25 protein-coding genes are annotated in these 26,235 nt (G+C 47.6%); 18 read left to right on the forward strand and 7 right to left on the reverse strand.

Annotated elements, in window-relative coordinates; all coding sequences use genetic code 11:
- Positions 1 to 115 precede the first annotated feature (115 nt).
- The 3 genes from NSQ58_RS16490 (at position 116) to NSQ58_RS16500 (ending at position 3,357) form a co-directional block, all read left to right on the forward strand.
- A complete protein-coding gene (locus NSQ58_RS16490; RefSeq protein WP_341057873.1) occupies positions 116 to 997 on the forward strand; it encodes a carbohydrate ABC transporter permease in 882 nt (293 codons plus the stop codon).
- The gene (locus NSQ58_RS16495; RefSeq protein WP_023986791.1) at positions 998 to 1,834 is read left to right on the forward strand and encodes a carbohydrate ABC transporter permease; all 837 of its coding nucleotides are present in this window, start codon (positions 998 to 1,000) and stop codon (positions 1,832 to 1,834) included.
- Positions 1,835 to 2,061: 227 nt separating this feature from the next.
- Positions 2,062 to 3,357 (forward strand): ABC transporter substrate-binding protein, encoded by a 1,296-nt coding sequence (locus NSQ58_RS16500; protein WP_068941227.1) that lies wholly within the window; start codon positions 2,062 to 2,064, stop codon positions 3,355 to 3,357.
- 82 nt (positions 3,358 to 3,439) lie between these two features.
- On the opposite strand, the gene NSQ58_RS16505 is transcribed toward NSQ58_RS16500, so the two are convergent.
- Positions 3,440 to 3,979, reverse strand: a complete 540-nt coding sequence (locus tag NSQ58_RS16505) for a dihydrofolate reductase family protein (protein WP_023986793.1) — start codon at positions 3,977 to 3,979, stop codon at positions 3,440 to 3,442.
- Between the two features lie 106 nt (positions 3,980 to 4,085).
- Between NSQ58_RS16505 and NSQ58_RS16510 the strand changes: the two genes are divergently transcribed.
- The 9 genes from NSQ58_RS16510 (at position 4,086) to NSQ58_RS16550 (ending at position 14,358) form a co-directional block, all read left to right on the forward strand.
- Entirely contained in the window at positions 4,086 to 5,039 is a 954-nt protein-coding gene (locus NSQ58_RS16510) for a helix-turn-helix transcriptional regulator (protein WP_023986794.1), read from the forward strand.
- Positions 5,040 to 5,196: 157 nt separating this feature from the next.
- On the forward strand, positions 5,197 to 8,322 hold the full coding sequence (locus NSQ58_RS16515; RefSeq protein WP_254348746.1) for a DEAD/DEAH box helicase: 3,126 nt from the start codon (positions 5,197 to 5,199) through the stop codon (positions 8,320 to 8,322).
- Between the two features lie 20 nt (positions 8,323 to 8,342).
- A complete protein-coding gene (locus NSQ58_RS16520) occupies positions 8,343 to 9,068 on the forward strand; it encodes a phosphoribosylglycinamide synthetase (RefSeq protein ID WP_341057874.1) in 726 nt (241 codons plus the stop codon).
- A 151-nt stretch (positions 9,069 to 9,219) separates the two neighbouring features.
- Complete coding sequence (locus NSQ58_RS16525; RefSeq protein ID WP_341057875.1) at positions 9,220 to 10,125, forward strand: M15 family metallopeptidase; 906 nt, start codon at positions 9,220 to 9,222, stop codon at positions 10,123 to 10,125.
- Between the two features lie 90 nt (positions 10,126 to 10,215).
- The gene (locus NSQ58_RS16530; RefSeq protein WP_226887799.1) at positions 10,216 to 10,773 is read left to right on the forward strand and encodes a hypothetical protein; all 558 of its coding nucleotides are present in this window, start codon (positions 10,216 to 10,218) and stop codon (positions 10,771 to 10,773) included.
- Positions 10,773 to 11,111, forward strand: coding sequence for a hypothetical protein (locus NSQ58_RS16535; protein ID WP_023986799.1), 339 nt, complete (start codon positions 10,773 to 10,775; stop codon positions 11,109 to 11,111). Before NSQ58_RS16530 ends, NSQ58_RS16535 begins: the two co-directional genes overlap by 1 nt.
- Before the next feature lies 1 nt (position 11,112).
- The gene (locus tag NSQ58_RS16540) at positions 11,113 to 12,546 is read left to right on the forward strand and encodes a glutathionylspermidine synthase family protein (protein WP_076158754.1); all 1,434 of its coding nucleotides are present in this window, start codon (positions 11,113 to 11,115) and stop codon (positions 12,544 to 12,546) included.
- Positions 12,547 to 12,640: 94 nt separating this feature from the next.
- A complete protein-coding gene (locus tag NSQ58_RS16545; protein WP_023986801.1) occupies positions 12,641 to 13,054 on the forward strand; it encodes a DUF350 domain-containing protein in 414 nt (137 codons plus the stop codon).
- A 227-nt stretch (positions 13,055 to 13,281) separates the two neighbouring features.
- The gene (locus NSQ58_RS16550; RefSeq protein ID WP_341057876.1) at positions 13,282 to 14,358 is read left to right on the forward strand and encodes a Gfo/Idh/MocA family protein; all 1,077 of its coding nucleotides are present in this window, start codon (positions 13,282 to 13,284) and stop codon (positions 14,356 to 14,358) included.
- A 167-nt stretch (positions 14,359 to 14,525) separates the two neighbouring features.
- Here the strand turns inward: NSQ58_RS16550 and NSQ58_RS16555 are convergent, their stop codons facing one another.
- Positions 14,526 to 15,026, reverse strand: a complete 501-nt coding sequence (locus NSQ58_RS16555; RefSeq protein WP_023986803.1) for an NAD(+) diphosphatase — start codon at positions 15,024 to 15,026, stop codon at positions 14,526 to 14,528.
- A 135-nt stretch (positions 15,027 to 15,161) separates the two neighbouring features.
- Positions 15,162 to 16,631 (reverse strand): MFS transporter, encoded by a 1,470-nt coding sequence (locus NSQ58_RS16560; protein WP_028541136.1) that lies wholly within the window; start codon positions 16,629 to 16,631, stop codon positions 15,162 to 15,164.
- 164 nt (positions 16,632 to 16,795) lie between these two features.
- On the opposite strand from NSQ58_RS16560, the gene NSQ58_RS16565 reads away from it, so the two are divergent.
- Positions 16,796 to 17,221: a MarR family winged helix-turn-helix transcriptional regulator gene (locus NSQ58_RS16565; protein ID WP_023986805.1), complete on the forward strand. Its 426-nt coding sequence runs from the start codon at positions 16,796 to 16,798 to the stop codon at positions 17,219 to 17,221.
- A 94-nt stretch (positions 17,222 to 17,315) separates the two neighbouring features.
- On the opposite strand, the gene NSQ58_RS16570 is transcribed toward NSQ58_RS16565, so the two are convergent.
- A complete protein-coding gene (locus tag NSQ58_RS16570) occupies positions 17,316 to 17,894 on the reverse strand; it encodes a TetR/AcrR family transcriptional regulator (protein WP_023986806.1) in 579 nt (192 codons plus the stop codon).
- Positions 17,895 to 18,082: 188 nt separating this feature from the next.
- Here NSQ58_RS16570 and NSQ58_RS16575 point away from each other — a divergent pair, with 188 nt between their 5' ends.
- Positions 18,083 to 19,306 carry an MFS transporter gene (locus NSQ58_RS16575; RefSeq protein WP_023986807.1) on the forward strand — a complete coding sequence of 408 codons (1,224 nt, stop codon included), beginning with the start codon at positions 18,083 to 18,085 and terminating at the stop codon, positions 19,304 to 19,306.
- Between the two features lie 17 nt (positions 19,307 to 19,323).
- On the opposite strand, the gene NSQ58_RS16580 is transcribed toward NSQ58_RS16575, so the two are convergent.
- Entirely contained in the window at positions 19,324 to 19,752 is a 429-nt protein-coding gene (locus NSQ58_RS16580; RefSeq protein ID WP_209940894.1) for a DUF3995 domain-containing protein, read from the reverse strand.
- Positions 19,753 to 19,764: 12 nt separating this feature from the next.
- A complete protein-coding gene (locus NSQ58_RS16585) occupies positions 19,765 to 20,319 on the reverse strand; it encodes a TetR/AcrR family transcriptional regulator (protein WP_025719768.1) in 555 nt (184 codons plus the stop codon).
- Positions 20,320 to 20,867: 548 nt separating this feature from the next.
- On the opposite strand from NSQ58_RS16585, the gene thrS reads away from it, so the two are divergent.
- Entirely contained in the window at positions 20,868 to 22,781 is a 1,914-nt protein-coding gene (gene thrS, locus NSQ58_RS16590; RefSeq protein WP_013308583.1) for a threonine--tRNA ligase, read from the forward strand.
- Between the two features lie 158 nt (positions 22,782 to 22,939).
- Here the strand turns inward: thrS and NSQ58_RS16595 are convergent, their stop codons facing one another.
- The gene (locus tag NSQ58_RS16595; RefSeq protein ID WP_023986812.1) at positions 22,940 to 23,740 is read right to left on the reverse strand and encodes a GTP pyrophosphokinase; all 801 of its coding nucleotides are present in this window, start codon (positions 23,738 to 23,740) and stop codon (positions 22,940 to 22,942) included.
- Between the two features lie 277 nt (positions 23,741 to 24,017).
- Here NSQ58_RS16595 and NSQ58_RS16600 point away from each other — a divergent pair, with 277 nt between their 5' ends.
- The 3 genes from NSQ58_RS16600 to NSQ58_RS16610 are packed head-to-tail and all read left to right on the forward strand — an operon-like array spanning position 24,018 to position 26,169.
- On the forward strand, positions 24,018 to 24,479 hold the full coding sequence (locus NSQ58_RS16600) for an S-ribosylhomocysteine lyase (RefSeq protein WP_007428584.1): 462 nt from the start codon (positions 24,018 to 24,020) through the stop codon (positions 24,477 to 24,479).
- Positions 24,480 to 24,484: 5 nt separating this feature from the next.
- Positions 24,485 to 25,255 (forward strand): SDR family NAD(P)-dependent oxidoreductase, encoded by a 771-nt coding sequence (locus tag NSQ58_RS16605; protein ID WP_023986813.1) that lies wholly within the window; start codon positions 24,485 to 24,487, stop codon positions 25,253 to 25,255.
- Positions 25,256 to 25,284: 29 nt separating this feature from the next.
- Positions 25,285 to 26,169 carry a MetQ/NlpA family ABC transporter substrate-binding protein gene (locus NSQ58_RS16610; RefSeq protein WP_025719774.1) on the forward strand — a complete coding sequence of 295 codons (885 nt, stop codon included), beginning with the start codon at positions 25,285 to 25,287 and terminating at the stop codon, positions 26,167 to 26,169.
- The last annotated feature ends 66 nt before the right edge of the window (positions 26,170 to 26,235 follow it).

Here is a 26,235-nt window from a genome sequence, read left to right on the forward strand (position 1 = left end):
TCGACATAATGAACATGTGAATCGCATATCCGTACGGACCAAGCATTATGCTGCTGAAAGAAAGCCGTAAGGGAGCGTTCCAGACACCAACAGACAACAAAAGGGGGGGATCGGATTGAATCGCGCCAAGTCGTCGCAATGGCTCCAGCAATGGATTTTTGTAGGGCCGTCGACGTTATTTTTCGTTATCATTATTGTAATCCCTTTTATGCTCGGAATGTACTATTCTTTTACAGAGTGGAATGGGGTAGCCAATGAGGCAAAGTGGGTCGGGCTGGATAATTTCAGTCACATTTTATGGAATGATGACAAATTTGGGACAGCGTTCTGGTTTACGGTCCGTTTTACGGTGGTAGGAGTGGTGGCTGCGAATATTTTTGGCTTTCTGCTGGCGTACTTTCTAACCAAACCGCTGAAAACAAAAAATGTATTGAGGACCATCTTTTTTATGCCTAATGTGATCGGAGGTCTGTTGCTGGGCTTTATCTGGCAGTTTATTTTCGTCAAGGGATTTGCAGCAATCGGAGAGAGCACGAACTGGTCCTTCTTCAACCTGTCCTGGTTGGGAGATGAGATCACGGCCTTCTGGGGCATTGTCATCGTGTTTATCTGGCAAACTGTCGGGTATTTGATGGTTATTTATATCTCTTCCCTGACCAATGTGCCCCGCGATATGCTGGAAGCAGCCGAAATTGACGGAGCAAGCCGGATGCAAATTTTGCGGTCGATTATACTTCCTTTGATCATGCCTGCCGTTACGGTTTGTCTTTTCCTGGCGATATCATGGTCATTCAAAATGTTCGATCTCAATTTGTCACTGACCAAAGGCGGTCCCTTCGGGTCCACAGAGTCGGTTGCACTCAATATTTACAATGAAGCGTTTGTGAATAATCGTTATGGGCTGGGAACAGCTAAAGCACTCATTTTCTTTATCATTGTTGCTCTGGTTACGAGCCTTCAGGTACGACTGACGAAAAGTCGGGAGGTGGAAGCGTAAATGGAAACAAGCAAGCGCTACCGCTTTGGAACATGGGCGACCGAGATGGTGATGATCCTCGTCGCATTGTTATTCCTCGTCCCGTTTTACTTTTTATTCGTGAATTCGGTCAAAAGCTTTGGTGACCTGCTCACCGATTCTGCGGCCTGGCCACAAACCTTTGTATGGAGCAACTACGCTAGAGCGTGGAGCATCACGCGTTTTCCCGAAGCTTTATGGAATTCACTCGTGGTTACGGTAATTAGTAATCTACTGCTCGTACTGATCAGCTCAATGGCTGCTTACCGAATGGTCCGGCGTCCGACGCGTTATAATCGGGTGTTGTTCAGCCTGTTCGTAGCTGCCATGGTCATTCCTTTTCAATCGGTGATGATTCCTTTGGTCAAGGTTGTAAGTACACTGGATTTAATGAACAGTATAAGTGGTCTGGTAATCTGTTATCTGGGATTCGGAGCTCCAATGTCGATCTTTCTCTTTCATGGATTCGTCAAAGGTGTGCCAGTCGAGGTGGAAGAAGCAGCTACGGTGGACGGCTGTACGCCTTACGGAGTGTTTTTCCGAATTGTGTATCCGTTGATGCTACCGATGATGGTAACTGTTATTATTTTAAATACGCTCTGGATTTGGAATGATTATCTCCTGCCTTCTCTGGTACTGCAAAAGGCTGAACTGCGCACGATTCCGATTGCTACCTATGCCTTTTTTGGACAATACACGAAGCAGTGGGATTTGGCTTTGCCTGCTCTGGTGCTGGGCATCTTGCCTGTCATCGTATTCTTTCTGGCCATGCAAAAATATATTATACAAGGTATTATGGCTGGTTCGGTCAAAGGTTGAGTGTGGGATGAGCTGAAAATGTACACGGTGGCCACTCCGCAAACGGATGGTGCTTACCATCGCTGTTGCCTCCAGATTCCCCTGAATAAACGAATAAAGGTGGGAATCTAGAGACAAAGGCGAGCGCTATCGCTTGTTCAGCACCATTCCGTTTTCCGTTTGCTCCGTTTCCACATGAATTTTTCGAGTTCATCTGATATGAATTTAGAATAGAAAGGAACATGAAAATGAAAACGCATACTCTTAAAAAGAAAGCTCAAGCACTCATCTTGCTCCTTGCGGCCTTTGCCCTGGTTTTGGCAGGTTGTAACAGCAGTGGCGGACAAAACGCAGGCAAAGAGGAAGTGAAGGAAAAAACAATTCACATTTTTCAGTTTAAGGTAGAGATTGCAGAAGCGCTGAATCGCATGAAGGCGGAATATGAAGCGTCTCATCCAGGGATCAAGCTCGACATTCAGACCGTGGGCGGGGGCAGTGACTATGGTGCGGCGTTAAAGGCGAAGTTCGCCTCCGGGGAGCAACCGGATATTTTTAACGTAGGAGGTTACCGTGAGCTGGATACGTGGCTGGAATATTTGGAGGACCTGTCTGACCAGCCTTGGGTTGGCGATGTGGTGGATGTCGCCAAAGAGCCGATGACCAAAGACGGCAAGCTGTATGGCCAGCCGATGAATCTGGAGGGTTACGGCTTTATTTATAACAAGGATTTGTTCAAGAAGGCGGGGATTACGGAGACCCCTAAAACATTGTCCGAACTGGAGGGAGCTGCGCAAAAGCTCCAAGCTGCAGGGATTACTCCATTTTCTAATGGATATCAGGAGTTTTGGGTGTTAGGCAATCATTTGCTGAACGTGGCATTTGCCAATCAGCCAGACCCTTCGGCCTTCGTTAAGGGACTGAATGATGGAACTGCAAAGATTCCGGGCAACGCTGTATTCGCCGAGTGGGTTAAGCTGTTTGATCTGACAATGAAGTATGGCAATTCGAAGCCGCTCACGACCGATTACAACACGCAGGTAACGAACTTCGCCACTGGAAAGGCTGCCATGATGCAGCAAGGGAACTGGACTCAGGTCCAAATTGACGGTATTAATCCGAAGCTGAATCTGGGTATTTTACCTATGCCGATTGGTGAAGACGCAACAGCCGGAGATAAGCTGTTTGTAGGTGTCGCCAACAACTGGGTGGTTAATAAAAATTCGACTGTCAAACCCGAGGCGAAGGAGTTCTTAAACTGGATGGTGACATCCGAGCAGGGTAAAAAGTATATCACCAAGGAATTCAAGTTTATTCCAGCATTCAAGAGCATCGAAGGGGCAGAGGCTGATATGGGCCAACTGGGTGCGGAAGTGGTGAAATATAGTAAGGAAAACAAACTGTTGGGCTGGTTCTTTAGCCGCTATCCTGAAGGAGCACAGCAAGAATTCGGAAGTCAGATGCAAGCCTATGTGGCAGGTAAATCGGATGCTGGGAAGCTATTCGAGGATTTCCAGAGAACATGGGATAATTTGAAGACCAAATAATGAACAAAAGCACGCGATAAAGCCTTCATATTTCAGGGAGATTACGTGATCCTGAAATATGAAGGCTTTTCTGTAAACAAAATTATAAATGGTAATGGAGCAGAGCGATATCCCCGCGGCGTTCTATTTCTTTGAGCTTAAACGTACTTGGCAGCGATCCTTCTGGAAATAACGGTATTCCTTGTCCAAGCACCTTGGGAATGATCGCAATGATAGCCTTCTCCAGCAGTCCAGCTTGTAAGAAGGCCTGGAGTAACTGGCCTCCACCGACTAGCCATACCGCACCTTCCGATTGTTCTTGTAGACGTGGAACCAGTTCAGTCAGAGCTTCGTCCGTAAATGTAACATGTGGCGCTTGCTGTTGCTCCGTTAATGCTCGTGTGAGCACATAGCATGGCTTGCCAGCATAAGGGAAATCATCTGAGAGCTTCAACACTTCCTCATACGTCAGCCTGCCCATCAGCACTGTACCTACGGTGTCGTAAAAGTCGGCATATCCATTGTCCCCGCCATCCCCTTTAACATCATACAGCCAGTCCACCGAACCGTCCGGCAAAGCGATATACCCGTCGAGACTCATGGCAATATACAGCACAACTGCGTTTGATTTCAAATCCTCCATAGTTCATTCACTCCTTTCTATTTCCTAATGTTACAATGTATTTATGACATCCTATGTCGTAGTTAAACGGTCATTTTAAATTAATTTTTGAATCGAGGGGTACCTTATGAACGAACGCAGGATTGCTCTTATGAGGATACTGGATTCCCGAAAAAAATATACGGCGCGTGAGCTGGCTGAACGTTTTGGTGTCTCCGTCAGGACGATACAAAGAGATCTCGACTATTTGCAGCAGACCGGGTTACCCCTTTATACCGAAATGGGTCCTCATGGCGGGTATCGGGCACTCCCCAATCGGCTTCTTCCTCCCCTTCATCTTGCTCGCGACGAGGCTCTGGGTCTTTTCCTCATGCTGCAACTGTTGGAGAACATTCCAGATATCCCTTTTGGCTCGGTTCGTGGACATTTATCTGAGCATTATTATGCCGAGCTTCCACAGGATGTGCAGGACAGTATCGATCAATTAAAGGAGTACATTTCTTTTCGTATGCTGCCGACTCACGCAGAGTCACCCTACACCTCAATCATTTTGGAGGCTGCGCTGAATAAGCGCCGGGTGAATATGCATTACCGCTCGGTTTCCGGTGAAAAGTGGACCGAAGTATATCCGATTGGACTGTATTTTGATCACGGATATTGGTACATGCCAGCGCATAGCAGAGACCGTATCATTCTGTACCGTTCAGATCGGGTGATCACAATAACGATGCGGGACGAAACCTTGGACAGCCTTCCCACACTTCAGGAATGGTTGGCTTCGGAGGATTCCCGTATAGGAATTCCGTCCAAAATAAAATTTACCGCAATGGGTGCCAGGCTGGCCGGGTCAGATACCCTCTTCCAAAATGTTTCCCATCAAGAAGGGCAGGGTCAGGAATGGCAGGGATATATTCCGGTCGAAGAGTTTAGATATGTGTCCCGACTTTTGCTAAAATACGGGCCAGAGGCCGAGGTCATATATCCGAAAGAGCTGCGGATGAGGGTGAAGGAATTGCTGCAAGACAGCCTGAACCCTTATCTGAAGGATGCAAAAGCAGATGATGAAGAAAAAGACAATTAATCCTGTAAATTGATTCTCTTATTTATAGTTAACCACATGAATATTTAAGGTTATTAACTTATGACTTTCCATTTATTTTTGTGATAAAGTTTTGAAAAGAGCCCGTTTTCGTATATGATGAAGAGTAATAATTCAAAAGGCTGGACGGGAGACAGATATGAATCAACCGCTTTATGGAATATGGCTCGGAGATGTGTTTTTTTGCTTTTCTGGTGAGACGTCGGAACCACGTATCGATGCGTGGAGCAGTGTAATCCGCAGGCTGACGCTAAAGGGAGACCTTCGGCCGTTTCGGCAGGCTGCGTTGCGTCTTGCTGAGGTACGGATACCGAACACTGCTCGTGTGGAAACCGCGGGCAGAGGTGGCAAAAGACGTTCCATGCTGGGGCGTACATTGGAGGGTTTGGCGCTGGAACCGCGCGAGACGATGGCACTGTTGACCCGCATGGACGAGAAGGGCTGTGCGGCATCGGGCATTACGCTGGGCGAGGAAATGCAATATTGGCAAAAAGCTGCTTATTTCGCGCTAGAGCTGATGCAGCGGGGCGAAATTGCGCCATCGCTTACAGAGGCGCGTCCATCGGGACCGCGCCGTCGTGGTCCGGAAGCGGCTGTCGGGGTGTGGATTCCTCGACTGTGTCAAGAGGAGGACATACGCCGCTTTTATGAGCTGGCTACTGCAATGCCGGCTGTTTGTATGGCGGCTCCGGCTGTTTTTGCGGGCAAGGAGCCTGAAACACGTGAGGATGCAGCAGGAATCGTGCTGTACTCCTTCTTGTGTGCGGTCATCCATGCGGAAACGACCGCGGTGCTGGCAGCCTCAGACCGTGAGCTGGGCCGATATCGCGCAGAGTATCGGCGCGGAGGATCGCCGCTGGCAGAGCTGTGGTGGAACAGTCTGCTGACAGGTTCCCGCCCGGTGGCGATTCAGGGAACGCCCGCGGAGATGGAGGAGCTGGTGCTTCAAGCGTCCTCTCTTGAGGGAAGCGCAATGCCTGTCACGGAACGGGAAGACAAAGAGCCTATAGAAGGGCAACTGCGGTTGTGCCTTCGTTTGGAGCCTTCGCTGGAAGAGAGTGTGAAGGAATGGCGCATTACCTTTTGGGCAGAAAGCGATGCTGAGCCGGGGTTGCGACTGCCTGCTCTGGCACTGTGGGCGCATCCTGAACGTGATCTGGTTCGAGGCGGAATTGTATATCGTCAAGTGCAGGCGCAACTGTTAATGAGGCTCGGACAGGCGGCTGAAGCGGCACCTATATTGCAAGAAGCGTTGAATCGTCCTTATCCCGAGGGGCTGACACTGGAGCCAGAGTTGTTCTTCCGCTTCCTGACGGAAGCCGTTCCTGCACTACAAAAGAACGGTATCACCGTGCAAATGCCTTCACGCTGGAGCCGGGAGGGCCGAAGACGTGCAGGCTTGCGGCTCAAAATGCGTTCGACAGAGCAGGGTGCCAAGCCAGATGGTGTGATTGCCGATACATCGTCTGTCGGCATTAACCGCATGATTTCGTTTGATGCCGAGGCTGTGCTGGGTGATACGATTTTGACGATGGAGGAACTGGAAAGCATCGTCGCGGCCAATTTGCCGTATGTACGTCTCGGAGGGGAATGGATCGAGGTCGATCCCAAGGAAATCCGTCAGGTGCTGCGCTTTATCAAGCGCGGGGAAAACGGTGAGATGAGCTTGTCCGAATGGATGCATCTAGCTGCAGAAAATGAAAGTGCAGGCGAGGCCTCATGGAAGGGCTTGTCCATCTTTGGCGCGGAATCCGCCGGATTGCTTGCGTCCTTGGCTGAGGGCGGCGTACTCCGTTCGGTAGAGCCACGGCCTGTGCCGGAGACGCTGCATGGCGCATTACGGCCCTATCAAGAGCGCGGCTTTCAATGGCTGGCTGCGATGCGTGGATTGGGCTTTGGCGTCTGCCTTGCGGACGACATGGGACTTGGTAAAACGATTCAGGTCATCACCTGCCTGCTCGACGGTGGCATAGGCGCAGATGATCAACGTCCGGCGTTGATCATCTGTCCGACGTCCTTGCTTGGCAACTGGCAGCGCGAGTTGAAGCGCTTTTCACCGGATTTGTCACTGTATATTCACCATGGCAACCAGCGACTCCACGGCGAGCTGTTTCAGGAAAGTGTACGTGAGTATGATATCGTCCTCACTACCTATCATTTGGCGGGCCGGGACGGCAGCGATTTATCTGCGGTATACTGGTCGTCCATCGTGTTGGATGAGGCGCAATATATAAAAAATGCACGAACAAAGCAAGCACAAAGCGTCATGAAGCTGTCTGCACCACACCGGATTGCCATGACAGGTACTCCGGTAGAAAATCGGCTGAGCGAGCTGTGGTCTATTTTTCAATTCCTGAATCCAGGTTACCTTGGTACGGCTTCTTCATTTCGCCAACGGTACAGTCTGGCGGGAGAGGAGCGGGGGTCCGCGTTGCGTGAGCTTCATCGGCTCGTCTCCCCGTTCATGCTGCGTCGTCTCAAAAGCGACCCAGATATACGCAAGGATTTGCCAGAGAAGCTGGAGTTGAAATCCTACTGTGTACTGACACCAGAGCAGGCCGGATTGTATCGGGGCGTGGTGGATCAATTATTGGGAACACTGGATGGGCAGATCGGTATGGCTCGCAAAGGGCTTGTTCTGTCTTCGCTGACCAAGTTGAAGCAGATTTGTGATCATCCGGGTTTGATCATTCCGGGTCGCGCTGATAGTGGTAAAACTGAAAACTCGGGCAAAATGGAGCGACTGCTGGAATTGGTAGAGACGATTCGCGAGAACGGCGAATCGGCGCTGATATTCACCCAATATGTGTCGATGGGAGAATTGCTGGTCTCTCGTTTGGCCAAAATCTTCGGGGAAGAGCCGTATTTTCTGCATGGAGGACTGGCGAAAACCAGACGTGATGAAATTGTTCACAACTTCCAGCAGGGAGAAGGGCCGAATATATTCGTACTTTCCCTGCGTGCAGGTGGCGTGGGTCTGAACCTGACACGTGCCAGCCATGTCATTCACTATGACCGCTGGTGGAATCCAGCAGTGGAAAACCAGGCGACGGACCGCGTATTCCGTATTGGTCAAAGCCGCAATGTACAAGTGCACAAGCTGATTTGCCAAGGTACGCTGGAGGAGCGGATCGACGAGCTGATTGAGAGCAAAAAGGCACTTTCCGAGCAGGTTGTCGGCTCCGGTGAACATTGGCTCACCGAAATGTCTGATGATGAATTGCGCGGTCTGATTGCGCTGCAAAATGATGTATGGATTGAGTGAGCAGAGAAAGGATGAAGGCGATGACGAGGCCGCGAGTGAAGCTAAAAGTAACTGACGGTCAATGGATAGCGGAATTAGACGGAAAGGGGTTGGGAGGCGAATCAACGGGTGTACCTTCCACACATGCTGTCCAATGGACTGGCCCAGCGCCTGTACTTAACCCCGAACAGCGGAAGGCATGGTTGGAGCAGCTAAAAGCAGATCCTTTGGATATCTACCATTTTTTGCAAGGGGAAACCTGTCTATCGCTGGATGAGATCGTTCAGCTAGCAGCTGAGACAGCCACTTCTAGCATGGAGGATGGCGTGGGTGTAGTCGACGATGTGAAGAAAGCTCTTCAAGCCGGTCTGGAAAGCGAGCCGCAGACCTGTCTGGAACTGATCGGAATGTCGCGGGAAGAGCTGCTGGAGTACGTATTTAGTGCTTGGGCCGGAGAGTTATCCCATGTGCAGGGGACATCCCCCGCGCTTGAGTCTACCTCACGGCCAGAGGGCGGACGTAGCGGATCGGCAGCGATTAGCGAATGGATTGCAGAGTCTGCGGCAGAAGGAGCATTGCATCGTCCCGGTGCGGGCTTTCATGCGATTGAGATTCGTCTGCCGCAGAAGCTTGCTCCTAAGAAGGAAGCGGATATTACGGCTTTGCTGCCGGGTTTACCCCGTGCGGAAGAGGCATTGAAACTCATACGTGAACGGGTAGCCGAGCGGGCCCGAGCTGCAATCCCGCAAAAACGTCATACTCCGTAACAATTCGGGTATATACTTCCTTTTTCGAGTCTATTCGCCTTCATCGAACGGGATAATGGCTTCGAAGAATGCTAAAAGTTCAGTTACAATGGGGAAACGGAAAAGTGACGGCAAGTCATGCATCAATTGCAATATTGGAGGAGATACCAGCATGAAACGACATATACAACAGACGCGAGCATCTAAGCGCTGGACCAAAGCGCTCATTCCAGGGCTGATCCTGCCAGGGCTATTACTGGCAGCCTGCCAGCAGGGAGGATCAGGTGGACAGGAAAGCGAGCCGTTGAAGTCATCTACAGCGGTACAGGAGAATGTGCAGCCTTCCACCCAGCCGGATGCGGACAATGGCAGCACTAGCGCTGGACAAGCCTCTGCGGGTACAGAAGGCGGACAAGCCGACCCTGTGATGGCGTTGCGGAGCCAGAGTGCGCTGCAAGCCACGGTTAAGGAAGAGGATGGAACCGCGATCGTCACCAATGCGACTTCTGATACAGTCGTTGTGAACAAAAAGCGCAGCTTGCCTGTAGGCTATGTCCCCGATGATCTGGTGGAGCCGCAGGTACCATTTTCCTTCGAGGGACCGCATGAAAAGCGGCATTTGCGTAAGGAAGCGGCAGAGGCACTGGAGAAGCTGTTCGACGGGGCGGAAAAAGACGGCATTGAGCTGCGTGCGGTATCGGGATACCGTTCCTATAAGCGTCAGGTATCTATTTTCAACAACAATGTAAAGACAAAGGGGCAGGAATATGCCTCTAAAGTTAGCGCTGTACCGGGTACGAGTGAGCATCAGACAGGTTTGTCCATTGATGTATCCAGCCCAAGCGTAGGTAATGTGCTGGAGCAATCCTTCGGAGCTTCCAAGGAAGGCGAATGGCTGGAAAAACATGCACCGGAATACGGATTTATTATTCGTTATATGAAGGGTAAGGAAGATGTAACCGGCTATGTGTACGAGCCTTGGCATATCCGTTATGTGGGAATAGACATTGCGGAGGATTTAGCCAAGCAGGGGATGACGCTGGAGGAATATTTCGACGAGAACAATATCAAGCTGTAGCAGCTAAAATCAAGCCGTAATCCTAGGGATTGCGGCTTTTTGTCGTGTTTTTCTTCCAAATTGAACCTTTTCAAGGTAGAATCTCGTATAGTGAACGACGACAGAAGCGCTTTGATTTGTTGCAAACCTCATGACAGAAGCGTACAGGAAGGGAAGGGAATCATCATTTATTATTCATTAACGTATCGCGAATGGTCGGAAGACACTCAAAAGGAACTGCGCAGCCTGACACGGGAATCCGTATCGGGAGATGAGCTGTTTCTACGCAAGCTTGTAGACGCTACGCGTCTCCATGACAAACTATGGTCGCATATCTCGAATGAAAGTGAGGAACATACGGATCATTCCGTCTATGTGACTGAATTTACAGGGGAACGCGCAAAGCCTTACGGTGCCTCCATCACAGACCTCGTGCTTGCCAGTGAGGGAGGTTACACTTCCACATTCAGTGCAATGTACTGGATATGGCATGAACCTGCATTCCGTAGTATGGATCAGCGGGAAGGCTCGGTATTTACTTTGGAGTTGGCCCAACGACTATTAGATCACTATACAGTACTGGGTGGCAAAACATATGAATTTATATATTCGGTACTGGACCCTCAGCTGAAAAAGGTACATCTGTTTGTGAAGGAGGTCGATCTGTGATGGAGCATTCTTGGGAAAAAATGAAATCCAAGCCCGGCTCTCGTACACGGATGGCGGCCTTTGCCCTGATGTTGGCTGTCCCGGCCGCTCTGACGGGTTGCGGTGACGACGAGTATTATGACTGCGATGAGCTTCCTGTATCGGAACAAACGGCGTGTCGGGATTCAGGCAGCAGCGGGTATTACTATGGTGGATCGACATATTATAGTGGAGGTTCCTCATACCATAGTAGTCGTTCATCTTCCAGTTCTTACCGCAAAAGCTCATCCTCATCTTCCAGCTCACACAGCGGTTTTGGCAGCAGCGGCTCACGCAGCGGCTTTTTCTCTGGGGGTTAAGATGAGCATGCGTACGATTCGGCAATTGCCTTATGAACATGATGAGCTTTTTAAGGGTGAAATCAGCCGTAGAATTCCGTATCATCGCATGTATGGTAAATCCTATTGCGTGCCAGCCTTAACGGTATATCGGGAAAGCGAGCTGGCAGAGCTTCAGACTGCTTCTGAGGCGGTACATCGTATTTATCGCAAGGTTCAGCAATTCGTCCAGCGCTATATGCCGGATGAATACCTGGTGGAACGGTTGGGGATTCATCCAGGCTTGCTGCGTGCTGCACGAATGGAGGCCGAGCCGGATGGGATAACCCGCCAGGACTGGATTGTGGGGGAAGCGGGTATCAAGTGCATAGAGAATAACACCGATACCCCAACCGGGATTCCCGAGGTGGCTTATCTCGAAGGAAAGCTGCTGGAGGTGCTGAGTAGGGATGGAATATCGGCGGATGACAATGCATTACATGGACCCTCATCTGGAATGGACGAGGCGATTCAGTCTGCCTTGACGGAGTTCATTCATTTTTATAGCAATAAGGGATTAGGAACAAAGGTGTATTTCACTTGCTATGACTGGCACATCGAGGATCAGACGAACACCAAGTATATCATGCATTTATGTGAACAAGCCGGGTTTGAAGTGGTTTATGCGCCTTTGGAAGAACTGGAGATTATCCCGAATGAAGGATTGTATCACCGGGGAGAGCAGATCCACATTCTCTATCGCCTGTATCCGCTGGAATATCTAATTGATGACCGGGAGGAGGATACGGGGCTTGAGGTGGGGCAGGCGCTAATGGATATGGTGGCAGACGGGAAAATAGGATTAATCAACCCGCCGCAGCATATCATTACCCAGAGCAAAGGGTTCACCGCAACCGTGTGGTCGCTATATGAGCGCAATGAGCAGACACCAGAGTTTTGTGGTTTTCGTTTGTTTGACGATCGCGAGCTGGAGGTGATACGAACCTACCTGCTACCTACGTATTTTGAACCCTCGGTGTTTATGCAAAATAAAGAGCCTTATGTGGCCAAAGGTATATGGGGGCGGGAGGGTAAAGGGACGCACTTGATTGAACATCCTCAATCCGAAAAGATGCTGAAAGGTGCTTTGGGAGAGGTTGAACCTGCGCAGACTGACAACCCTGATCTGCTTCACCAAGCTGATGGTCCACGAACGCCTGAGCAGGAGGAAGCCGCACATATTGCCGCTTATTACGAGGGACAGCCTAAGATTTATCAGCGGCTGTGGCCGATGCAGAGCGCAGAGGTACAGACCGAGGAAGGGCTATTTCACGGCTATGTGCTGACAGGCATATTCGTGATCGGGGGGCGTTTTGCGGGTGTCCTGCCGCGAATCGGTGAAAAGGTAACAGGTGATATGGCCTATTATTGCGCCGCCGCTGTTGCCACCGTACCTCCTAATCCGCCCGTTATATAAGCTGAATTAAACAATGTACCATATTCGAACATATCTGTTATTTTCACAAGTGAGGATTTTGCAAAATCCTGAGGTATCATAAGGAGGAAGAAAATTGGACTCTCATATCAGTTTGGGCAACGCATTGGGCAATGTAGGTATCGGCCTGCTTATCCTGTTTGCCATCTTAATCGTAGGTTATTTTGTGTTCAGCTTGCTGACACGTTATAACGATAATCAAGAAATCGCACGCGGCAATGAGGCGGCAGGCATCTATATGGGTGCAAAGCTGCTAGGTCTGTGTATCATCGTGGGAATGGTGTCGTACAGCAGTCATTCATGGCTAGATATGCTGACCTGGTCGGCTGTGGGCATTGTAGTGCTGTGTCTGGTCTATGTGATTTTTGATCTGGTGACGCCGCGTACCAAAGTGTGCGAGGAAATTGCCAACGGCAATGTGGCTCTGGCACAGCTGCTGCGCTCGGTCATCGTCGGGGTGTCTTTTGTGGTAGGTACATTTTTGATGTAGTCGATATAGAGAAGGAATACCAAGGATCTGCAACACCGGACAACGGAGCTGCAGATCCTTTTTTATGGAACATTGTATTCACTGCCCGGCATCAGACTGTTGAATTGAAGGTTGTGACGATCACTTCCTGTGGTGACTATTCTACAAAGCAACGGGTGATACTGCATAGCAAAAAGGAATTTGCTACAGAGTTCAAATCAAATTGAAGAGAAGGGAATTCTGAACATATGAGTACCTCCACCTCCCCAACCAAACAAGTTCGGATGGGTATCATTGGCCTGGGTCTGATCGCTGAATATCACATGAGATCACTGCACACCATCTCGGGGGTATCTATTGTGGCCGTTAGTGATGTGAATCCCAATCGCCTTCAAGCCATCGGAGAACAATTGCAACTACCTGCTTCCAAGCGGTACGCCCATTATGAAGCATTAATCCGTGACCCAGAGGTAGATGCGATTCTGTCGCTGACACCCAATGATGTGCATTTTGACATTATTCGTATTGCGCTGGAAGAACACAAAGCTGTACTGGCAGAAAAACCATTGACTCTCACATGGGAAGAAGCGGATCAGTTGAAAAAGCTATATACAGCGAATCCGGTGCCTTTGCTGGTTCACTATAAGCATCGCTACGGGGCGGCCTTCCAATATACCAAGCAACTGCTGGATGAGCAAAAGCTGGGTAAAATCTATAACATTCAATTTCGTTATCTAATGGATGCATTTGCGCCGTATCGTCAGCATCCATATACATGGCGTCACAATTTAGCCAAGGCTGGTTCTGGAGTAGTGGGGGATACAGCCTCACATATCATTGATCTGGCCCGTTTTTTGGTGGGTGAATTTAAAAGTGTCGCAGCGCTGTTACATACCATTACACCTGAGCGGTTCGATCCGATCACGGGTCTGCCTGTAAAAGTAGATGTGGAAGATCTTGCTGCCTTTCATGGCATCGTAGGCGACAATACCGTGGGAACCTTTATCACTCATAAAAATGCCATCGGCATACGGCACGATATCGAAGTCGATATCTATGGAGAACTTGGCACACTGCACGCCAGCCTCAATAACCCGGAAAGTATCCGCATCGTGCTGCGTGACCTGGAACACCCGGGTGCCGAATACGAGACTTGGGCTGTCCCTGTAATCTATAATCATACGGCTTATGAAGATTTTGTTGAGCTGGCAAGGGGAAAGTCTGTGGATCGTGCTCCCATATTCGAGGACGGCTACAAAAATCAGTGGGTACTTGAGAAAATACTGCAATCATGGAAAGAGAATGGACGTTTAGTAGAAATGTAGGGGATGTGAGGGGAATAGCTGAGATTCCAGCAATGACAAAGAGTATAAACATGCTGTGACCCGCAAGAGGGTTCCTTGGAAAGAGCAGCCATCTTGCGGTTTAGCAATTCAATATATCTGTAAAACCATCTTTTTCATCAATATCGCATCGCCACGCTTATATCACTTCAAAATAAGCCTGCCTCAATCTTTTCAATAATGGTCAGCAAGAAGGATTCCGCTAAGCTGTTTTTCAAAATAGCTTGCTTGGCTTCCTCCAGTGTAAACCAACGTGCTTGATCTACCTCCGTACTAAGAACATCCAACTGATCGTCATTCACAATGGATACAAAATTCAGCATCAGTGTATTGCTTCGTTCAAAATACTCACTGCGCATATATTGATACTCATCGACTTGTAATCCTACTTCTTCCTTAACTTCACGCACCAATGTCTGCTCTGCGGATTCACCCTTGCTCACATAACCAGCCAATAAAATGAAGCCCTGAATATTGTACTGCTGTATGAGCAGCACCTTATCTCTTTGACTATTCAATACAGCGGTACTGATCGCAGTGCTGAATATCGGGAAACGAAAGACCTGACATGTATGACAAAAGGGGATAGGGCCCTCGCCTTCACACTCCTTCACCATCAATTTTGTTCCGCATTCATAGCAATATTTCATGTAAGCGCCACCCTTGTATCACATTTTTAAAATTGTAAATGTTGCTTTTAATACCGTGTTTGTACAGCAATACTCATCATCTTAATTCTACGATCACTGTTCTGTCTACGGACGCTCTATTTCTTCTCTTGGTCTTTATCCCTTTTCTTGCTGCGTTTTTGCCCGTCTAGCCCCAATCAGCCGCCAGCCTGTTAACAATGCCGCCACAAGACAGATGGACGCGGACGTCATAAAGACTACATGCATGCCTGCCAGAAAAATTTCTGGATGACCCGGGACCAAGCCGGTGACCCGATAACCAGCCTCTTTACTCATAATATAAAAGAGGATCGATGTGGCCAAAGTGATCCCCACAACCATGCCGACGTTGCGAACCAGCGAATTGACACTCCCGGCTGAGCCGAGCTGTGTGCGGGGTACCGTGGACATAATCAGCGAGTTGTTCGGCGATTGGAATAAACCACTGCCAATGCCCAGCATGGCAATCCACAGACCCACGAGCGGGATGGAGCTGCCTGCATGCAGTTGGGCCAATCCAATCTGGGCAATGACCATAACGACCAGCCCGGCGAATGTAAGCAGTTCAGATCCGATTTTATCGGAAAGCGCACCGCTGAGAGGGGCCACAATAACCATCGAGATGGGGAGCAGCATCAGCAGGAACCCGGCATGAAAAGGCGACAAGTTCAGCATATTCTGCGCATAGAAAGGCGAAATGATGTTAAAGCAAAAATTAGCGACGAACACCAGAAAAGCACACAAAATACTGAGCGAAAATAACGGATTTTTGAATAGCGCGAGCTGTAACAGCGGCCCTGGACGACGAAGTTCCAACCTGATGAATATGGCAAAAGCAACTACAGCCACCACCAGCGAAGCAACAATACGTTTGTCTCCATACCCGACCTGCTGTCCCAGCAACAATCCGACGAACAAAGTGAGAATAAAAATAGCAAACACCAAGCTACCGGGAACGTCAATTTTATCTTTCACCTTGATCAGATCCTTCGGCAAAAGCTTCCAGCCAAGAAAGACAGCGACCAGCCCTACCGGTACATTGACCCAGAAAATATACTGCCAGCCCAGCGACGAGACAATAATACCGCCCAAGCTTGGCCCGGCGATACTACCCAGAGAAACGAAGGTTCCAATGAGGCCAAGCGCTTTGCCCCGTTCATTGGACGGGAAGATATCTGTCACGATCCCCTGGCTGTTCGCCATGGTCATGGACGCTCCAAACGCCTGAATAATACGGGAAATCAGCAGCATAGAGAGCGAAGAGCTAAGACCGCACAATAGGGAGCCAAGAATGAATACGATTGTGCCGATTTTGAATATTTTGATTTTACCAACGATATCTCCAAGCTTGCCAAAAAATAAGATAGCGGTACATATCGCCATTAAATAGGCGGTTGTCACCCATTCAATCTGTGCCACGGGTAAATGTAACGTGCGAGACAACACAGGAAGAGCGATATTGACGATGCTTCCATCCAATGTGGACATAAATGTAAACAGATTCAAAACAATTAAAATCAGCCAACGTTTCTTCTGGACGTCGATATTCTCTTGATAGGTTGTAGCCGTTATAGCAGTTGAACTCATCATTACACCTCGTTATCGTTAACAATTTCTATTTAGTTGCACGCGCAACTAAATGAACGGTTCTAGTGTACAGCAAATTAGTTGCGTGTGCAACAATATTATTGTAAACTTTGCTTTGGTCCCAACTGGGGATGTGTCATTTTTAAGCCAATGAGGTGTATTTGATGAGAAAAAAACAACCGATTGGAAAGCTAATTTCCCACCTGTACCGTCGTAATCAAAAAATATTGTCCAAAAAACTGACTCCTTACGGAATCGGCAGTGGAGGACAACACAGCTTTTTAAAGCTCATTTTGCAGCGGCCGGGCATTACACAAGAGCAGTTGACGAATGAACTTAAATTTGACAAGGCAACCACGGCACGCTCTGTGAAACAATTGGAGGAATCAGGCTACATTGAACGGAAAACAGACCCAAATGACCGCCGTTCCCATCTTTTGTCTCCTACGGCCAAGGCGCTAGAATTTTCCCCTGTCCTACAAGGAATATTGGACGAGTCCAATGTCAGCCTTGTCTACAATCTATCCGAAGAGGAAGAGGAGCTTCTTATCGATTTACTGCAAAAAATTAGTATAGACCCTGACGAATAAACAAATCAGGAGTTAGCCAGAGGATCGTGGCAGGTAAAAGAAAAAGCAGCCCTCACAGAGGATACTCTGTGAGGGCTGCTTGATGCCACGTCATTCAGTCCAAGCCAATTCCTTTGAACGCATGTATGACTAATTGTCGCACATAGGAATCGTCTAATGGATAACCAGTTACCAACAATCGATAAAAAACCGGCCCATAAATGAGATCGATACATAATTCAATATCGAGATTTTCCTTCAATTCTCCGCGCTCTATTCCGCGCTCAATAAGAAGCCTAGCCTCAAGTCGCCGAGGGTGGAAATATCGGGTCCGGTATGCCTCTGACAATCCTGAATCAAGTTGCCCTTCGCCTATTAACTCTGTAATGATTTTACCCTCTCGGCTTATTAAGAACCGCACTAAATTCGTGGCATGAATGAGAATGTCATCTAATACACAACCCGTGTCGGGCACGGGCAATCTTGCTATGGTGGCTGACAGGAAGCCATCCATCACTACTGCAGCTTTGTTAGGCCACCATTTATAAATGGTGGCTTTGCTAACTTTCGCTCGCTCAGCAATTTTTTCTACCGTAACCGCCCCAAAGCCTTGCTCCAACAGTAGATCATAGGAAGCGTTAAGGATAGATTTTTGCGTCTCGACATTACGTGGACGTCCTCTTTTGCTCTGCACTGGAATGCTCACCTTCTTAACGGATATAAGTAAACGCGAAAAATAAACTATACGTTCAGTATATCAAATATTATGTGAAATAAAAAAGTTGATTTCGCCTATTTACAAAACGAAACGTTCAGTATATTATTTAATTATCGAATTAATGAACTATACGTTTAGTATTTAAATTAATGAGGAGGATTATCATGCAAAGAGAACAACAAGCCTTAGAAAGTAACCGTATCTCAAATTGGATGATGTTTTTGTTGGCAGCCGCATGCGGCCTTATTGTTGCCAACCTGTACTATGCTCAAACCCTTGTAGGACCTATTCACATTGCTATGGGTCTTTCTTCTACAGCAGCGGGCTTCATTGTCACCTTGACTCAAATCGGTTATGTGGTGGGATTACTATTTATCGTACCGCTCAGCGACATTATTGAAAATCGACGGCTCATGGTCATATCGCTAATCATCACAGTCTGTGCATTGGTTGTTGCCGCTTTTGCCACCAATGCCCCGTTGTTCCTGACCGCATCCTTATTCATTGGAATTGGATCTGTGGTAGCCCAAATACTGGTGCCGTACGCCACCTATTTAGCATCCGAAGAGCAGCGCGGCCGCGTTGTTGGGAATGTCATGAGCGGACTCTTGCTAGGCATTATGTTCGCACGGCCAGTAGCAAGCTTTATCACCAGCATCTGGGGATGGCAAGCCGTATTTATTTTGTCAGCCATTGTCTTGACGCTGTTGACGATTCTGCTCTCGCGAGCTCTTCCAGAGCGCAAGCCTGTGCCTACGGTATCTTACAGTAAATTGATTTTCTCGTTAGGCACTCTTTTAAAACAAACGCCTGCATTGCGTCGCCGTGCCCTCTATCAAGCCTGCCTATTTGGGGCCTTCAGCCTATTTTGGACTGTTGTTCCTTTACGATTGGCGGATGATTTCGGAATGTCTCAACAAGGGATTGCATTGTTTGCTTTGGTAGGCGTAGGCGGTGCAGTAGCTGCTCCGATTGCTGGGAGATTGGCTGATAAAGGCTGGAGCAAAGGTTTAACCGGGTTAGCTATGATCATTGCAGCCTTGTCTTTTTTGCTCATCTATCTTTTTCAAAGTCATTCGACCGTTGCGCTCGTACTTCTCTTTATTTCAGCGATTACACTGGATATGGCTGTATCGGGAAACCTTGTACTTGGACAACGTGTGATTTACTCCTTGGGAAGTGAAGCGAGAGGGCGTTTGAACGGATTATTCATGTCTATTTTTTTCATAGGCGGAGCGATTGGATCATCATTAGGGGGTTGGTCGTATGCGTTAGGAGGTTGGAATTTCAGTTCTCTGATTGGAGTCGTCCTGCCTGTGCTGGCTTTGCTGTACTTTTTCACTGAGAAAGAAACGAGTGGAGACGTGCGAAAGAAACAAACCACCTGATAGAGGTCAGCTTTAAGCTATGCCGTACGCAAAAACATAATGATTAAAATGGCTGTTCCCAAGAGAAAACAAAGGGGCGAGTAGAGCACAGTGTCCCACTTTGCAAAAACAGTTCCTTTTTTTCTCTTGAAGAACCCTACCCATTTGAAATCTCCTATAGAACGTAAAATAAATACGCACGACAACAAGCCTGCACCGTAGGAATGAAAGGAACTAAAAAACAGGAATTGTGTAACTCCACCTAGTTCTAGTACGAACCAAGCGGCTAAAGCTAGTAGAATAGCTACAATTGATGTCCCTATCTTGGAGGGCTCAAAGAGCAAAGCTGTTCCTGTGCTTGGGATCGCTGCCTTTGCACCTTTTTGTCCGCCGAATACCCAATATAGATGCATGCCGCTCAGTACCCATAGAATTCCGCCAACTGCCCATGTAAGTAACTCCAACATGTGACACCCTCCTTAAATCGAAATCCATTCTGTCCAAATCATATGAATATGTTGCTGAATGGCTTCGTCACTTAATGTCTCTTGCTTGTGACGCTCATACCAGCCTAAGTAGTAATGGTACAACATCCATGATCTCTGAAAGGCTTTCTCTGGCTGCATTCCCTTCTGTATTAGAAGCTGCTTCATAAACTCCATTCTCATCTGTTCGACTTCATTGAGCAGGGAATGGTAACTATCATCCTTCAATGACAGTTTTCGCAGATAAAACAGAAAATCTCCTCGTTTCGTCTTCCCGAACATCTGGGTTAACAACTCTCTGATCCGCTCATCTGCGGCAGCATGGATGATGGACGCTGCAATAATCTGTTGTGTCGTCTGTTCCTTCCATGTCTCCACAATCTGTCTAATGTAGCTGCTGCGATTGTTAAAATACCAATAAAAACTACTCTTACTGCACCCTAAAGCAACGGCCATTTTTTCAACTACGAGTTGATCTATTCCACCCTGTTCAAAACGTTCGATTCCTTTCTGAATCCATTGTTCTTCTGTGACAATAATTTTAGGCATCTCTCCCTCTCCCTTTCTGTACGGTATCGTCTAGATGAGTATATATTATAGTGTTTTTAGAGCTGTGTAAATATGGGCACATTAGCTCCCTGAGCCAGCTGATGCATAGGAGGCATGAACTTACATAAACGCCCACTTGAAATACCTGCGAATTTGATCTATAATGCTGTAGCATATAGTGATATTCAAGGCATTGACCAAAGACATGATTTCCTTGAAGGGCCGTTCAGAGAGAAAAGACGAGGCTGAGAGCTTTTCCGGCAACCGCATGTGAAGTTACCCCTTTGTAGCCGTGACGTTGAACATGTAGCTGTGCAATCTGGCAGTAACATCAGTAAACGCCTACCGCTTTATCCCCGTTAACGGATACCAATGGAGGGTCACGCATGTCGTGCATGAGTATGTTCCGATGAACATAAATGTACGCACAGGAGCGGGCCGAACTAGGGTGGAACCACGAGCTGAACGCACTCGTCCCTTGAGGGAGAGAGGCGTTTTTTTGCGTTCAATTTTGATATAGCACACAATTTGAAATGGAGGCTTTAATCGTGAGTATTCAAGTGAAATTGCCGGATGGAGCCGTACGCGAGTACGAGCAGGGCGTAACGATCGCCGACGTGGCGGGTTCGATCAGCTCCGGGCTGAAAAAGAACGCAGTAGCAGGTAAAGTGAACGGGAAGGCTGTAGATCTGAACACCGTTTTGGATCAGAACGTTGACCTTGAAATTATTACGCTGGACGGTGCAGACGGTCTGGAAATTTACCGCCACAGTACAGCGCATTTGCTCGCTCAGGCGCTCAAACGCATTTACGGTGAGAAAAACGTGAAGCTGGGTATCGGTCCGGTCATCGACAGCGGCTTCTACTATGACATTGATATCGAAAACCCATTGTCCGTTGACGACTTGGCCAAGATTGAGAAGGAAATGACGAAGATCGCACAGGAAAATCTGCCGATTACACGTCGTGTGGTTAGCCGTGAGGAAGCCACTCGTATTTTTGGAGAGTTGGAAGATCCACTGAAGCTGGAACTGATTCGTGATTTGCCGGAAGAAGCGGAAATTACAATCTATGATCAAGGCGAATTTTTTGACCTGTGTCGTGGCCCGCATTTGCCATCTACTGGCCGCATCAAAGCTTTTAAACTGTTGAGTGTAGCGGGCGCATACTGGAGAGGCGATTCCAACAACAAGATGCTGCAACGTATCTACGGAACAGCATTCCCGAAAAAAGCACAACTGGATGAGCACCTGCATTTGCTGGAAGAAGCGAAAAAACGCGACCATCGCAAGCTGGGTAAAGAGCTGGAACTGTTCATGTTCTCCGAAGAAGCACCGGGCATGCCGTTCTACCTGCCTAAAGGTATGGTTGTCCGCACTGCATTGGAAGATTACTCCCGTGACATTCAACGTCTGCATGGCTATGAGGAAGTACGTACACCGCTGATGATGAACAATCGTCTGTGGGAACAATCGGGACACTATGAGCATTACAAGGAAAACATGTACTTCTCCGAAGTGGATGAAACTACATTTGCTCTGAAACCGATGAACTGTCCAGGGCATATGCTTGTGTTTAAAAATGAGCTTCACTCTTACCGCGATCTGCCAATTCGTATAGCCGAATTTGGACAAGTGCATCGCCATGAGCTGTCCGGCGCGTTGAACGGTATGATGCGTGTTCGTACATTCTGTCAGGATGATGCGCATATTTTTGTCACACCAGGTCAGATTGAACAAGAAATTACAGACGTAATTAAGCTGATTAACGAAATGTATAGTGTGTTTGGCTTTGACTTCACAGTGGAATTGTCCACACGTCCAGATGACTTTATGGGCGAGCCAGCACTGTGGGATCAAGCGGAACAAGCTCTGCAAAACGTGCTGGATCACCTGGGCATCAACTACCGTATTAATGCGGGAGATGGAGCATTCTACGGTCCGAAAATTGACTTCCACATTCTCGATGCGCTCAAACGCAGCTGGCAGTGCGGAACAATCCAATTGGACTTCCAAATGCCTGAAAAATTCGACCTCACTTATGTGGGCGAGGACAACCAGAAGCACCGTCCAGTCGTTATTCACCGTGCCATCTATGGTTCGATTGACCGCTTCATGGGCATCCTGACTGAGCATTTTACAGGTGCATTCCCATTGTGGTTGGCTCCTGTTCATGCGAAGCTGTTGCCAGTATCCGAGAACTATATCGAGACTGCCAATGAGATACAGGATGCGTTGCTGAAAGCAGGTCTGCGCGTCGAAGTGGATACTCGCAATGAGAAGCTTGGTTATAAAATCCGCGAGGCGCAATTGGAGAAGGTTCCATATATGTTCGTTATCGGGGAAAATGAAAAAACAACCGGTACTGTAGCGGTTCGTAAACGCGGCGAAGGCGATCTGGGATCACTCAGCATTGCGGACATCGTAGAGAAAATCAGCACAGAAATTCGCGAGAAACAGTAATATTTGATCAGAAAATGTGTAAAAGAGCCATCAAAACCATGATGAACGTGGTTTTGATGGCTCTTTATTTATACCTAATACATAAGAATCCAGCGTAAGAATGAACCATAGTTGTTGCAGCCTCGACTGAATTCTTAAGTTATCTTGTGCACAAAAACTTAGCAGGTTTGTGGCCGTGAAGTGGCGTGATCTGCAGGGAGGGAGAGTGTCTTCAAGGACGACTCTTCGGATTGTTTCGCCGGGGATTCTTCCGCATCCTGTTCCTCGCTAAGTGATAAAATTTCGCCGCGCAACTTCAGCATTTTCTGATCCAGCTCGTAGGTTGCACGTGCGGCTTCGGTCAATCCATTAACGACATGTTCAGGCACTTTCTTATCGAACTTATAGTACAAAATATGCTCCATACTGGCCCAGAAATCCATAGCCAATGTGCGCAATTGAATTTCAACCTTGATCCAGCGTGTGCCCTCAAACAGGATCAGCGGAATTTCCACAATGACATGCAGGCTCTGATAGCCGTTGGGCTTAGGATGGGCTATATAGTCCTTGACCTCCAGAATACGAATGTCTTCCCGTGTGTGAAGATGATCCATCAGACGATAAATATCTTTCACAAAAGCGCATACCACGCGCATTCCCGCGATATCATGAATTTCACGCAATATATTGTCCAAGGTCACTTCATGCCCTTTGCGCCGAACCTTTTCCACGATGCTGTGGGGCTCTTTGATCCGGGTTTTAATATGCTCAATCGGGCTAAAACCGTCTAACAGCTTCCATTCCGTCTGGATTAGCTTAATTTTATTCTTTAATTCCTCCAGAGCCAGCTGATAAAGGACGGGAATCTTTCTCCACTCCTCTAGTTGCTTGGCGTTAACACTGTTTTGATCCAGCTGTAGCTGAAATTCCTGCAAGGGTAATGGGACAGCATTCAGGTGCTTCCAATCCGGTTCATTCACAGAGCATTCTCCTAAATGAGGCTTATGATGTCCTCGATCTTTTTCGTAAAAATGCATTATCGTATACATTGTACACTATGTCAAAACCTACAGGCAAAGGAGAGACAGTCAAAGAAAAAAGAAATACGACAAGAATTATGGTGGTAAAACCGAGTAATCCGATGTATAATTACAAAAATGCTGATTTGAAGCATTTAATTCTTTCTTAAAAAATCACAAATGTAGAGTATCCATCATTAGATTAAAAATATAAATTACAGAAAAGAGGAAAAGAACAATGGCAAAAGTAGAAAGTTTTCAATTAGATCACACGATTGTAAAGGCTCCTTATGTAAGAGCAGCGGGAGTAGAGCATGACGAAAAAGGAAGCACAGTACAAAAGTATGACTTGAGATTTTTACAACCTAATGAAGACGCACTTCCGACAGCAGCTGTACATACGCTGGAGCACTTATTAGCGACGTACCTGAGAGATGAAATCAAAGGAATTATTGATATCTCTCCTATGGGATGCAGAACGGGGTTCTACTTGATTTTGTGGAATGAACATGAGCCTGAGGAAATTGCACTCGCTTTGGAAAAAACCTTGAAAAGAATTCTGGAGACGACAGAGGTTCCGGCTGTTACTGCTTTGGAATGCGGGAACTACAAGGACCACTCTCTTTTTTCAGCGCAGGAATATGTGAAGATTGTATTAGAGGCGGGTATTAGCCGCGATCCTTTCGAAAGAGTATTTTAAAATTTATGATTTCGATTGACCTATCTCATCAGACGGCGGTAGTGACAGGCGGCAAGTCAGGCATAGGCAAGGGAATTGTAGAGCTTTTCATTAAAAGCGGAGCTAAAGTGATTTCTGCTGATATTTCTTATGAAGAGCCGTATAGAGTGGTTAATCCACAGTTGGTTGAAACGCAATTGGACATATCCAAACCGGATGATATCGAAAGATGGTGCGATCTACTAATCAGCGAAGCGGGAGTTCCTGATATATTGGTGAACTGCGCAGGTACTTCTACGATGGATTATGTCATTGATAGTGAGTTGGCTGATTGGGAGAAAGTATTTTCGATCAATTCAACCGGATTATATGTAACGTCCAAACGGTTTGCCAAAGAAATGGTGGCCGCTCGTAAATCAGGCCGAATTATTCAAATTGCTTCGCAGGCTGGAAAAAATGGATATCGGGCCATGGGCGGATATTGTGCTTCCAAACATGCGGTTCTCGGCTTGACCAAGGTAATGGCCATTGAGCTTGCCCGGCAAAATATTTTGGTAAATGCGGTCTGCCCCGGCATTGTAGAAACGCCGATGAAGCATCGTGAACGGATTGAAGGGGGCGTCATTCGCGGAATGACCGCTCAAGAAATATACGAAGAAGATTGTTCACAGGTACCTTTGGGGAGAACGGCCGAGGTGGAGGATGTCGCCAATGTGGTGCTGTTTCTGGCCAGTCCGCTCTCTGCATATATGACAGGACAAGCGATTAATGTTACAGGTGGAATGACGATGCACTAGCATACTAGCATGATCTGGGGGAAAACAACATGAGGAAATCGTTCGTTTTACTATTAGGGATTAGTTTATTATTAGTTGCTGCAGGATGCGGTAATAAAAGTTCAGACAGCAATGGCTCCAGCGCCGCGTCCGGTTCGGAAACGCAAAAAGTAGTCATCGGCTCCATGGGCTCTGACGCCCAGATATGGAAGCATATTGCCCAGTCCCAGGCCGCCAAGGATGCCAAGCTGGACATTGAAGTGAAAGAAATTAACGGCGGAATCGAAACGAACAATGCGACCAAAGAAGGCGAAGTAGACGTGAATGCATTCCAATCATGGGCGTACCTGGTTAGCTATAACAAAGAGAGCAAAGCCGATTTGAAGGCTATAGCCACAACCTACCTGGAGCCTATGGGGATTTATTCGCAAAAATTCAAAAGCATCGATGAAGTGACCGACGGGGCTCTGGTAGCTTTGGCAGATAACCCGGCCAATACAGCAAGAGGTTTAAAGTTATTGGAAGCCTCCGGTTTGATTAAGCTTAAGGCTGACTTTAATGATGCCTTGGGTACTGTCAATGATATTACTAGCAATCCTAAAAACCTGAAATTTGAACTAATTGATGACAAAACAGGACCACGAGTGATTCAAGATGTAGGCTTGGTGCTGATTGGGAATACAATTGCTTTAGAAGGGGGTCTGAATGTACTGAAAGATTCCTTGTTCCATGAGGAAATCAGTCAGGCAACCAAAAATAATATTAACGTCCTGGTTACTTCATCTGATAAGGCGAATGACAAAGGGCTGCAAAAGTTAGCGGATCTCTATCATAACGAGGATACTCAAAAATACATTAAAGATGAATTTGGCGGTACCAAAGTAGAGGTTAAAGAGCCGGTTTCTTATTTGGAAGGACAAACTACAACAAAATAAACTTATGAGATCAGCCAGTTTTTCTGGCTGATCTTTTTTGTTCGTAAGAGGCCTCTTACCAGTAGT

Source organism: Paenibacillus sp. FSL M7-0134, assembly GCF_038007865.1.
GTDB lineage: Bacteria > Bacillota > Bacilli > Paenibacillales > Paenibacillaceae > Paenibacillus > Paenibacillus polymyxa_B.

Excerpts from the sequence above, each read along its gene's own strand:
- NSQ58_RS16495 (WP_023986791.1), top strand. The coding sequence starts at position 998 with ATGGAAACAAGCAAGCGCTACCGCTTTGGAACATGGGCGACCGAGATG.
- NSQ58_RS16500 (WP_068941227.1), top strand. The coding sequence starts at position 2,062 with ATGAAAACGCATACTCTTAAAAAGAAAGCTCAAGCACTCATCTTGCTC.
- NSQ58_RS16505 (WP_023986793.1), bottom strand. The coding sequence starts at position 3,979 with ATGGAGGATTTGAAATCAAACGCAGTTGTGCTGTATATTGCCATGAGT.
- NSQ58_RS16510 (WP_023986794.1), top strand. The coding sequence starts at position 4,086 with ATGAACGAACGCAGGATTGCTCTTATGAGGATACTGGATTCCCGAAAA.
- NSQ58_RS16515 (WP_254348746.1), top strand. The coding sequence starts at position 5,197 with ATGAATCAACCGCTTTATGGAATATGGCTCGGAGATGTGTTTTTTTGC.
- NSQ58_RS16520 (WP_341057874.1), top strand. The coding sequence starts at position 8,343 with ATGACGAGGCCGCGAGTGAAGCTAAAAGTAACTGACGGTCAATGGATA.
- NSQ58_RS16525 (WP_341057875.1), top strand. The coding sequence starts at position 9,220 with ATGAAACGACATATACAACAGACGCGAGCATCTAAGCGCTGGACCAAA.
- NSQ58_RS16535 (WP_023986799.1), top strand. The coding sequence starts at position 10,773 with ATGGAGCATTCTTGGGAAAAAATGAAATCCAAGCCCGGCTCTCGTACA.
- NSQ58_RS16540 (WP_076158754.1), top strand. The coding sequence starts at position 11,113 with ATGAGCATGCGTACGATTCGGCAATTGCCTTATGAACATGATGAGCTT.
- NSQ58_RS16550 (WP_341057876.1), top strand. The coding sequence starts at position 13,282 with ATGAGTACCTCCACCTCCCCAACCAAACAAGTTCGGATGGGTATCATT.
- NSQ58_RS16555 (WP_023986803.1), bottom strand. The coding sequence starts at position 15,026 with ATGAAATATTGCTATGAATGCGGAACAAAATTGATGGTGAAGGAGTGT.
- NSQ58_RS16560 (WP_028541136.1), bottom strand. The coding sequence starts at position 16,631 with ATGAGTTCAACTGCTATAACGGCTACAACCTATCAAGAGAATATCGAC.
- NSQ58_RS16565 (WP_023986805.1), top strand. The coding sequence starts at position 16,796 with ATGAGAAAAAAACAACCGATTGGAAAGCTAATTTCCCACCTGTACCGT.
- NSQ58_RS16575 (WP_023986807.1), top strand. The coding sequence starts at position 18,083 with ATGCAAAGAGAACAACAAGCCTTAGAAAGTAACCGTATCTCAAATTGG.
- NSQ58_RS16580 (WP_209940894.1), bottom strand. The coding sequence starts at position 19,752 with ATGTTGGAGTTACTTACATGGGCAGTTGGCGGAATTCTATGGGTACTG.
- NSQ58_RS16585 (WP_025719768.1), bottom strand. The coding sequence starts at position 20,319 with ATGCCTAAAATTATTGTCACAGAAGAACAATGGATTCAGAAAGGAATC.
- NSQ58_RS16600 (WP_007428584.1), top strand. The coding sequence starts at position 24,018 with ATGGCAAAAGTAGAAAGTTTTCAATTAGATCACACGATTGTAAAGGCT.
- NSQ58_RS16605 (WP_023986813.1), top strand. The coding sequence starts at position 24,485 with ATGATTTCGATTGACCTATCTCATCAGACGGCGGTAGTGACAGGCGGC.
- NSQ58_RS16610 (WP_025719774.1), top strand. The coding sequence starts at position 25,285 with ATGAGGAAATCGTTCGTTTTACTATTAGGGATTAGTTTATTATTAGTT.